Below are 491 nucleotides of genomic sequence, written 5' to 3' on the forward strand. Positions count from 1 at the left end.
ACCATGACCTTCCTGGCCACGGACCGCTATCGGCTGGCCATGAAGGAGATCCGCTGGACCCCGGCGGACCCGTCCATCTCGACGTCGCTGCGCATCAAGGCGCGCACGCTCACCGAGGTCGCCAAGTCCCTCGGCTCCGGCGGCGACCTGGAGATCCTGCTCGGTCAGACCGCCGACCTCGTGGGCTTCGCCTCCGGTGGCCGCCGCACCACCTCCGTGCTCGTGGACGGCGAGTACCCCAAGATCCGCTCGCTCTTCCCCGAGTCCAGCCCCATCCAGGCCGTGGTGGACACCGCCGCCCTGGTCGAGGCGTCCCGCCGCGTGGCCCTCGTGGCCGAGCGCAACACCGCCCTGCGCATGGTGTTCACGGAGGGCCAGGTCACCCTGGACGCCGGCACCGGCGACGACGCGAGCGCCAACGAGTCCGTGCCGTGCACGCTCGAGGGCGAGGACATCACCGTGGCGTTCAACCCGTCCTACCTCTCCGAGGG

1 protein-coding gene is annotated in these 491 nt (G+C 71.1%); it reads left to right on the plus strand.

Translation table 11 applies throughout. From position 1 onward, the window contains the following. Positions 1–491, plus strand: a 491-nt coding sequence (locus ACOMDU_RS13635) for a DNA polymerase III subunit beta family protein (protein WP_476718554.1), incomplete at both ends; no start/stop codon positions are given.

The organism is Vescimonas sanitatis (genome assembly GCF_049060325.1).
GTDB lineage: Bacteria > Bacillota > Clostridia > Oscillospirales > Oscillospiraceae > Vescimonas > Vescimonas sanitatis.